Below are 9582 nucleotides of genomic sequence, written 5' to 3' on the forward strand. Positions count from 1 at the left end.
GACAACCATTCCTCCTGCACCTGAAAAGACACCAACGGCCGAACCGGCTTCCGAATATTCCATCTTTGACGGCCCGGTTACCCAGCCCCCTGCGGAACTTGAAGTATCAGTTTCTGCCAGAAAGGATCCGGTCTATAACCAGATAACCGTCGTTTTTGATGGTGGAAAAGGGCAGCAACTCCTCAATTCCATCAATGTCCGGGTAACCACATCCGATGGTATCGTGACCGAACAGCCGCTTCCGCCAAACCGAGGGGCTGAGATAGCATTCGACGGTTCAAAAGGAGTTGACCGCGTGCAGGTTGCAGCGTACTACAAGAACGGGGCATCATACCTTATCCTTAACCAGAATGTTGGGCAGACACGGGCAGGAATAATTACGGCAACTCCCACGGTTGCAAGTGCACCGGTCACATCCTCAAATAGTCTGTATGACGGCCCGGTCACCGAACCACCAAAGAATCTCATGGTCATGGTAGATGTTATAAAGGATCCGGTATACCGGGTTATTACGGCAACATTTCGAGGCGGACACGGCCAGTCGCTGGTAAAAACAGTCCAGGTTCATGCCCTGCTCTCCGATGGATCAGAAGTAACCAAAGAACTGGCAAATAACATTGGAAGTGTTGCAGAGATACAGGGAACATCTGGAAACGACAAAGTTCAGGTCGTCGTCTTTTACAAGAATGGCGAGCAGTATAAAATAAGTGAGAAAGTATTCGGCCCAAGAGGCTGATTACTTTTTGGTAACCCCTATTACCAGCAAGGCTAGGGCACCAAACACCGTCCCGATAAAGAGGGGGCTTTGTGTCGGTTCAGGGGTCATTGTCTCCTCTGGGGTTGTATTTACCGGTTCAGGAGTTGCAACAACCACCGGCATGAGTGTCCCAAATACCGGAACCGTCTGTCCGGTGATGATGGTAGTCTCACCATTCCAGTCCTGATATCCAGGGAGGGTGAGCCGGACCTGAACCGCACCAGGAGGAAGATCCGGTATGGTTACCGGAGTAATTCCCACCGGTGCTCCATTAAGGAGAACATTTGCTGCAGATGGTTCTGAAGATACCGTAAGAGAGCCGGTTGTGATCGGGGTCAGTGCGACCCTGATCTTGGTATTCATGTTGGGTTCAACATAGACCCGCTCGTACCAGTCCTTATATCCGGTTTTTGTGATCTGAATCGTACGGTACCCGGCTGTTATGTCACGAAGCACATGAATGCCAGACTGGTCAACAATACCGGATGATACCCCGTCAACAAAGACCTCGCCGCCTGGCGGATTCACTGCCAGTGATACGGTCCCGGTTTTCGCTGGTGGAAGGGCGGTCAGGGTTCCTCGTATGATATTACTCTTTCCTGGTTTTGGTGCCTGGACAATGGTCTCATTGTACGTGGTATATCCTGGTGCCTGAATCATCAGCTGATGATGCACCGGCCGGTTACTTGTTTCAGCCTGAACCAGTAACGAGCCTTTCTGAATCGTACCAACAAAGGCACCATTAAAATATACAGATGCATTCTCTACATTTGACCTGATCTCATAATATCCGGTCTCATCAGTCGTATTGTCCGCCACAACAGAACCGGACAGCAGAATGAGGCCGGCAACCAGGATCAAAAATAACAGATTGTGATGCTTTTCAGTAGATATCATCAGATTCTTCCTCATCTTATTTGCATCCATTGGATTATGAACACTTATCTCCTCACGGTTTGCACATATGCGATCATACATCCGGCAATGACGAACAGGATCGTTATGATGAATGACGGCCCCCCTGATGGGGTGGATACCGGAGGAGCTGATACCGAAGTCATAGTTCCGGTTACAACTGCCGTCTCCCCACCATGGACAATGGTCTCTGCTGACCAGTCCTGATACCCGGCAAGTCTGAGAAGAACCATATGAGTCCCTGCCAAAACTTCGATCTTTGCAGGAGTGATTCCTTTATACACATCATCAACATACACCTGCACATTCGGAGGATTTGACGATATATCAAGGAATCCGACCGATTGCTTTGTCAGATCGATGCGTACCTCAGCAGGAAGACCATCAGGCACATCCACCCACACCTCCTGAGGTTCATACCCGGGAAACGTTGCCATGACCGCATGCTGGCCAACGGATATATTTTCGATGATGAGGACTCCTGAATCAGGAACCTGTCCTGCAACTCTGCCATCAAGGGATATCTCCATTCCGACCGGATTGCCATCCACATGGAGGGTTCCGGTGGCCTGATAATACGTACCTGCTTCCTGTGGTGCGGCAATCCCGGTTACCGGACAGATCAGCATCCCGGTAATAAGGCAGAAAAAAATGCCAGTCAGGAGAAAAGCCATGAACTTCATTGTTTTACTGGCTCCTGTGACTCAGCCGGCACAACAGGCAGAGGATTTGAGACCAGAACCGCCTCGACCGATCCAAGACTTCCGCCAAGCACAGATACATTTGCAGTCCAATCCTGATACCCATCCATCCTGATCTGAATGGTATGCTCACCAGTCGGAATCTCCTTCATATGTAACGGAGTGATACCCACCATCCGGTTATCGATAAAGATCGTCCCCCCTTCAGGCTTTGAATTAATATCCAGTTCACCCAGGGGGGACGGAATCATGGTAACGCGATAGGTCGTTGCGGCGTTATCATCAACATAGAGCTGATCCGTGATCGTTTGATCCCCCGGTCTCTGCGCGTTAACGGTGTATAATCCCCGGGGAACGGTATACGCAATCAGTATCCCCGAATCCGGGGTTATACCCATACTTTTATCATTTAAAAGAAATTCTGCCCCGGCAGGTTCACTGATAAATCGCACAATACCGGTCCTATCATAGGAGGTTTTACTCAGGTCAATTTTATATGCTATCGTCTTCCCGGCTTCAGTCTGGGTATACGGCCCTGCATAGGGGAGATATCCGCTATATTCCATCCGGACATTCTTCCAGGATGGGGTCACCGTCGTATCCACCGGAATTGTCAGTTTTCCATGTGAGATATGCCCCATATACAGTGTATCAAAATACACCCGGGCACCATCCAGGTCTGATCTTACTTCAATATACCCAATTCCAGGTGCAGTCAATCGTTTCTCTTCTCCGAGTGCCTGACAACAGAATATGGTAGAAAAAAGCACCATACTTGTCAGTAAAAAATGCCAGTTCACTTCACATCAACCCCATATATGTGAGCATGGGCTATGAAAACTCATAATTCTTTGGAACAGGTGCTCTCACACATGAACCATTCAGAAGAAGAGAAGGAGGAGATTGTACGGATTAAAAATCAGAGAAGTTCAGATAATGCATGACTTCCAGCTGATCCAGAAACCGGTCATCAGATTGCACCAGATCAGCGATTGAACTATCCAGTTTATCTGATAAGCTATTGACAGGAGGTTCTTTTGTCATGATAGATAGTACGTGTGCAGGACGATTCTGATACCCGGAGGGGTGCAGAATCATCGCTGGCTGGGAGGAAGACCACACAAAGGGAACATAGGGAGCATCAGTGTAGGAGGACATGGATGAATGCAACATATTTCACCTGTGTTTTTTTATAGGAGGATACGGATGGTTCGGATATCTATGATCCTGCTCACAGGTCATCCTGTGACATCACTATCGTTGGATGAAACTGCAGATAAGGGTTGAATAAGAAATTCTATTGAATTCGTTCAGACTGATTTTGATACCGATAATCCGGACCCGGATGGATCATGAAGGATAAAACATTCCGATTGTTGGATCAGCAAGTCTGTGCTGGTTGAAATTGCTAAAAACCGGTCACGGGGACTATCATGATCTTTGAGACAAATCAGAAGGTTTTATCTCAAAAACCAGAGTAAAAACTTCTTAAAACTGGTTGCAACCAGTTGCAACACCATGGTTTGTCAATTTTTTCGAACCTGGATCATCTCAGCGTGCGGGTGTAAAAATAGTATCACCTGATAACCAGACATGAGTCTATGGCACAGGAAGTCCTAAAGATTCAGTCAGTGTATCCCATTTCACTCATACAATGCCTCATACCCTATGGTACTCTCTGTGGAATGATTTTGGGAATCTTTCTCACACTTTTTGGTGCTGGAGTATTTTGGCTTCGCTTTTCACCCCATACCGGCATGCATGATCTTTTCGATCCACTCATTATCTTTGGAGTTATTACTGGGGCAATTGCTGAATTTGTAATGGGCGTGATCGGTTCAATTATCTTGGGATCGATAATCGCCATTATATATAATAAGACATACCGAATAACAGGTGGACTGATATTAACGGTAGAAAGGGGAGAAGAGTTAAACGAGCATTCCGGTCTCTGAAAACGGCTTTACCTTAAGCAGGATATAATCCCGCATCCGGGACGGCCGGATATCACATACATCTGCTATCCTGATCCCGGCTTCAATCTCAATATCACGAACCTGTGCGGCATACGGATCATACGGGAGTTTCACTCTAACTCCGTCCATCTGTACAACAACCGGAATCGGTGATGTTACCTCATGGATGTCGGGTACATGTTCCAGTATGACATCCATCAGTCGTGCAGGGGTCACTGAGAGGGGATCTTTTGCTATACCGGTCCGTTTCTGATCAATGACACGGGAGACTTCTGCAACAATCTCATCAAGTCGTGCAAGTTCATGAGGCTCCTTTGTCCGGTGCATGAATCTCCCCAGCCCGCCGATGTACCCGGCAACCGGGGGATCAATAATCTTCATGAGCGTCTCTTTTGCCGGACCTCCACAGACAACTATCGGCACGTGGATACCCCGTCTGAATGTTGGCATCTTCTCTTTAATACAGGTCTCAAAATTCCCAAACAGGTAAATTGCCAGATCATGCTCATTGATGATATCCCGCTCTTCATCTGACAAAAGACCAATACGTTTTCCAAATCCACGTGCAAGACCGATCATATTGGTTTTGGCACCAGCAGTCCGAAGGTATTCGGCTACATCACACGAAGCATGAGGAAGGTGGTGAATCTCAAGCGACATCGAGACAACAGCTATTTCAGTACCGACGAGGGGGGCAGGAATCACTTCACCTGCCAGAGGTCGGGAGAATGTTTTCAGGATATCAATATCATCCTTCGGTATAAGGGCCTGGAGAACCACTTCCTGGGCTATCATGTGCTTTTGAATAATATACCCGCCCATATCCTCGATAAGATCCAATATCTCATCATGACGAAAAACTCCACCTTTATAGGTAATCGGAACCAGAATCATGCGGTAGCCCCCATGATCCTGAATTGTTCATCAACGAGAGGGGTAACATCTTCAGGCAGGGTATTCTCACTTGCAACAAACCAGAACCTGCCTTCATGAAAATTCTGTTTCTTTACCCTGAACCCCTCCGGACAGATGACCTGCATTGAATAGATGAGATCCTTAAAGAGCCCCTCTGTCGGATCCGCAACCGCAAGGTCTTCAATTCCTGATGTTGCAGCATCTCCCTGCGTCTGAATCTCAATAGTAAACCGGTCTGGCTGCCGTACCTGATCCTTTCCGTACTTTTCCCAGAGGATTTGGAGAAGATCGGCAAGGAAGGTTTCATCTGCAATCGCAAGCGTTATCTTCTGTTCATCAAAGGTGACTCCAGCAAGATCTGATACGGTGATGGTCCTGGGCACGGTCCTTGTGACACCGACCGCAATAAAAACCGGAACCGTTGGGTCAATAAAGATCCGAAGTCTCTCAAGAACTTTGAGGAGGTTATGATCGGTAATGACCGTTGAAGCGATCCGGCGGTAGAGCTGTGCTCCGACCGGTTCAGTTGAGTCTACCTCAAAATACTCCAGCGTTGACATACCTCTCAGCTCTTCTCCACAAATCCTGATGACAATAATGCAGCCCCGACAGAGCCGATATACTGGGAGTGATGGGGAACAACAATCTCTGTCTGGAGCAGATCTCCCATGGCACGGACAAGACCCTGAATGAGAGAAGTACCACCAACCATAACAACCGGTTCTTTAATATCAATCTCCTGAAGCTGCTGTTCAAAGACCTGCTCAGCGACAGAATGACATGCTGCCGCGGCAACATTCTCCTTTGAATGGCCTTCGGCAAGGGCATTTACGAGGCTCTGGGTTCCAAAAACAATACAATAACTGTTCATCGGAACGTCACCGCCCATCCCTTTCATGGCTAAGGGACCCAGTTCGGTAATATCCACCCCCAGACGTTTTGCTGTCATCTCCAGGAACCGGCCGGATGCACCTGCACAGATACCACCCATGGTAAAGGTTCCGGGGATCCCATCCAGGACAGAAATGGCCTTATTGTCCATACCTCCGATATCAATCACGGTTGAAGGGCCATGCTGACAGTCAGCCAGAAACACAGCACCCTTACTGTTGACCGTCAGCTCTTCCTGAATGAGATCTGCGCCAATATGCTCTCCGATCAGAAACCGGCCATACCCGGTCGTACCAACAGCGTCAAGATCATTCCGACGGATCCCGGCTTCTTCAAGGGCAAGGTCAATGACGGTTTCAGCACTGGTCAGCACTTCAGTCGTCGGCCGCCACCCGGTCCCGATGATCTCATTATCCTGCATAACCACCGCTTTGGTCGTGGAGGAACCGGAGTCAACCCCCATCGTAAGCCCGGTCTGACGTTCACGGGCCAGGAGGGCCCGCCGACGGGCAATCGTGGTCAGGGCTTCCATTCTCGTCAGAAGAGTTCCTGATGTCGTCCGTTCGGTGAACGAGTAACTGACCACAGGAAGCCGTGAATGTTCATGGATATAGCGCCTGAGTTCATTTCTGACAATCGCAGCCTCTGCGCACCTGAAACAGGATGCAATAAAGACTGCATCTGCCTCAGCCGCCCCTTCAACAAGGGCAACGGCACGGGCAATGGCAAGCTTCAGGTCACCTGATTTGACATCGAGGCCGAAATCCTTAAAATTCCTCCGTATATCGGCAAGGGAGAGATCGGGGAAGAAAACCTCGGCTCCGACTGCCTCTGCTGCGGTGTTTATCTCCTTCTGAACCCCTGAATACTCAGGACCACAGGATAACTGGGCAATACGGACAGTCTCTTCAATCATGATGAACCTCCAAGGCCGGTGAGGAAATCCCTGACCCTCCGGACAAAGATGATCCCCTCTTCTTCATCAGCCGGGTAATACAGTTCAAGAATCGGGATTTTCTTTTGCTTAATCAAAAATTCCACCAGTTCATCAGTTCTTGCGCATCCCATACACCCAAAGGCAAAATCAGGGTTCTTTACAATGATGGCTGCTTCAGCCTGATCAATCAGGGGGCCAAACAGAGACATTCTCCCTCTTACGCCTGACGGAACCTCCACCGCTGCCCACCGAAGTCCTTTCTTTGCATCATCCGGAGTCATCTGAAGCGGTGGTGAATCAAGACCTGCGGTCTGGATCCGTTCCCGGACAGACAGAGCTGTCCCCAGTGGTTTATGTCCGAACCGTGCCACAAGATCAGAGAGGATAAGACTTGTTGCAGGATATATAAACACCTGTGCCATTCAGGCCTCCTGATCGATAAGTTCCATCAGTCGTTTCACCGATAATCCTTCCGTTTCTTTTTGTTCTGATTCATTTTCAGGTCTTTCTGATGCATTTTCCAGCTGTTCAAGTCCGATTGAGATTCTTCTGATAAAGCCCATCTCGTATTCATGCCCGAAATATCCCGGCCTGGCCCCCCCCAGATTTGCCCTGCATCTCCGGGGATCCCCGGGTGGAAATCCCCGATCCTTCACGTATATATGGGCCGGATCGAGCGCTCTAATATGTGCGATGACACGATCCACCTCCTCCTCTCTGCCGGTTATCTGAAGGCCAAAACAGGTCTCCTTGATCATGACCTGACCGGATACCTCATATGCCCGTGCTGCAATGTCGTCAGGGGTGGCTTTATAGGATTCAATAAAGACATATTTTGTAACGGTGCCTGCATACAGCGGGGGTATCTTTTCCTTCATCTCCGGACCTCCCTGAAAAACACCATCTCTCCCTCTTTTAAACCTGCAATCTTATCCATATCAAGCACTGTGCCGATAAGGTTCGTTCCAGAGAACGGTTCAGACGTGGGACCAAACTCGGATGATGATACTGCCCGAACCCCGACAATACCGACACCTTTGCAGGAATCATTCGTCATTGCAAGCACACCGGCATCAACCGAAGAGATGGGAATATTCTCAGGAATCACATTGGTGGTCTTCGGAATTTTTGCCTTAAAGAGGGTGACCTCATCAAAGGAGAAGAGCATCGGAAGTCTTCCGATCGCATGATACTTCAGCCCTGAAAACTCCCGGAATATTTTACAGGTTCGTGGTGCGTGTTCATCGTCAAGTGTGATTGAGATGACCTGTTTGTCAGGGATTGTTTCAACCTGAACCTGACCCTGTGCAAGTATCTCAAGGGTGGTTACAGGTTTCTGACCGATGACGATCCGGTCAGGCCCCTCTTCATCAGATGTCAGCGTCAGACCAAGTTCCTTCGCACGTTCCTGTGCCGCTGTAAGCGGCATCCCGACCAGATCAACCTGAGATGGTTCAATGATAATACGAAGACGATCACCCTCCTGCGCGATTTTACACAGCTCAATACCATGAATCACATGCCCGACCACGGTATGAGCCAGACTCCGGGAGAGATCCTTGGTATAGATATAGACTGATCCACGGTTTTTTCCTGATGTCCGCATGAGAACAGTCCCTTCACGCCTCGCTAAACATCGCTCACATGGAACATCAGTCCCGGCAAGGATATCACACCGAATATGGGTACTCAGTCGCTTATCAACAGTAAAATCTTCATTCTGCAGCGCAAGCAGCATCCGGTCAACACTTACAGCAGCTGCCGGATCATATCCGTCCGATCCTTTGCCCTCTGCAATCACCCTGATGTGAGTGACGATATGCATTCCGTCTTCCAGCACAACAGAGCCATCAGTTGTTGTACGGGCATCAGAAGATTCGGCAAATGAGATAACCGGTTCGATGGAAATGATGGAATCGGCATCGTTGAACCGGTCCAGAACGCCCATCCCGGATATGACCGTAGCGAGTATTCCGTTTTCTGCCGGCCCGCCATGATCAGCAGCATGGGTCTTCCGACAGAAGACAAGAAACGAACGTGCAGGATCATATCCTCCACATCCAAGAGCCAGATCCCCGCGTTCATATCGTGACGGTTTTCGTGAAGGGGTAAAAGAAGAGGGAAACGGGCCGAAACTTGCGACCTGCAGATCATGCCAGCCTGATTTTACCTGGGACAGCACGGAAAGAATCTCTCCGGCACGTGTTCCCGGTATCGTCTCGACAACAACCTCGCCGGCGGTGGTCTTAATCAGGAATTCTTTTGTTTCTGCCTGGCTGATCGTAACAGGCCTGATTATACCAACACAAAGATCTCTCTTCCGATCCGGGAGCAGATCATCAATTGTGAATCCGGCGGGTACTGTCTTTATCTCTCCATCAACGTGGATTGTGGGCATCGCCACCCCTTGTTACTCGTTTGCCATCCGTTCCCGTTCCTGCTCGGTAATCTCTGCAAGTACCTCGGCAGTCGGTCCGATCTTTACAATTT

Annotated in this window: 11 protein-coding genes and 1 pseudogene; 2 read left to right on the top strand and 10 right to left on the bottom strand. The window is 49.0% G+C overall.

From position 1 onward, the window contains the following. A pseudogene (locus PLA23_RS06550) lies at positions 1 to 736 on the top strand (hypothetical protein); the annotation flags it as partial. Here PLA23_RS06550 and PLA23_RS06555 read toward each other — a convergent pair. The 4 genes from PLA23_RS06555 to PLA23_RS06570 form a co-directional block, all read right to left on the bottom strand. After that, the gene (locus PLA23_RS06555) at positions 737 to 1654 is read right to left on the bottom strand and encodes a PEGA domain-containing protein (RefSeq protein WP_324474528.1); all 918 of its coding nucleotides are present in this window, start codon (positions 1652 to 1654) and stop codon (positions 737 to 739) included. It abuts the pseudogene before it with no gap. A gap of 44 nt (positions 1655 to 1698) precedes the next feature. Further along, a complete protein-coding gene (locus PLA23_RS06560; protein WP_324474530.1) occupies positions 1699 to 2355 on the bottom strand; it encodes a PEGA domain-containing protein in 657 nt (218 codons plus the stop codon). Beyond that, positions 2352 to 3146: a PEGA domain-containing protein gene (locus PLA23_RS06565; protein ID WP_324329284.1), complete on the bottom strand. Its 795-nt coding sequence runs from the start codon at positions 3144 to 3146 to the stop codon at positions 2352 to 2354. The genes PLA23_RS06560 and PLA23_RS06565 overlap by 4 nt, the downstream gene beginning before the upstream one ends. A 139-nt stretch (positions 3147 to 3285) precedes the next feature. Further along, a complete protein-coding gene (locus PLA23_RS06570; protein ID WP_324329285.1) occupies positions 3286 to 3546 on the bottom strand; it encodes a hypothetical protein in 261 nt (86 codons plus the stop codon). Positions 3547 to 3974: 428 nt separating this feature from the next. Between PLA23_RS06570 and PLA23_RS06575 the strand changes: the two genes are divergently transcribed. Continuing rightward, positions 3975 to 4328, top strand: coding sequence for a hypothetical protein (locus PLA23_RS06575; RefSeq protein WP_324474531.1), 354 nt, complete (start codon positions 3975 to 3977; stop codon positions 4326 to 4328). Here the strand turns inward: PLA23_RS06575 and PLA23_RS06580 are convergent. From PLA23_RS06580 to mmp3, 6 genes are read right to left on the bottom strand one after another with little or no spacing between them, the layout of a single operon-like run. Further along, positions 4305 to 5243: a methanogenesis marker 7 protein gene (locus PLA23_RS06580; RefSeq protein ID WP_324329287.1), complete on the bottom strand. Its 939-nt coding sequence runs from the start codon at positions 5241 to 5243 to the stop codon at positions 4305 to 4307. The genes PLA23_RS06575 and PLA23_RS06580 overlap by 24 nt on opposite strands. Next, on the bottom strand, positions 5240 to 5824 hold the full coding sequence (locus PLA23_RS06585; protein WP_324329288.1) for a methanogenesis marker 17 protein: 585 nt from the start codon (positions 5822 to 5824) through the stop codon (positions 5240 to 5242). The genes PLA23_RS06580 and PLA23_RS06585 overlap by 4 nt, the downstream gene beginning before the upstream one ends. Before the next feature lie 5 nt (positions 5825 to 5829). Further along, entirely contained in the window at positions 5830 to 7071 is a 1242-nt protein-coding gene (locus PLA23_RS06590) for a methanogenesis marker 15 protein (RefSeq protein WP_324329289.1), read from the bottom strand. Then, positions 7068 to 7514, bottom strand: coding sequence for a methanogenesis marker 5 protein (locus tag PLA23_RS06595; RefSeq protein ID WP_324474532.1), 447 nt, complete (start codon positions 7512 to 7514; stop codon positions 7068 to 7070). The genes PLA23_RS06590 and PLA23_RS06595 overlap by 4 nt, the downstream gene beginning before the upstream one ends. Then, positions 7515 to 7970: a methanogenesis marker 6 protein gene (locus tag PLA23_RS06600; protein WP_324329290.1), complete on the bottom strand. Its 456-nt coding sequence runs from the start codon at positions 7968 to 7970 to the stop codon at positions 7515 to 7517. Further along, complete coding sequence (gene mmp3 / locus PLA23_RS06605; RefSeq protein WP_324329291.1) at positions 7967 to 9490, bottom strand: methyl-coenzyme M reductase-associated protein Mmp3; 1524 nt, start codon at positions 9488 to 9490, stop codon at positions 7967 to 7969. The genes PLA23_RS06600 and mmp3 overlap by 4 nt, the downstream gene beginning before the upstream one ends. Positions 9491 to 9582 lie beyond the last annotated feature (92 nt).

It is taken from the genome of Methanospirillum sp., from assembly GCF_035406105.1.
Lineage (GTDB): Archaea > Halobacteriota > Methanomicrobia > Methanomicrobiales > Methanospirillaceae > Methanospirillum.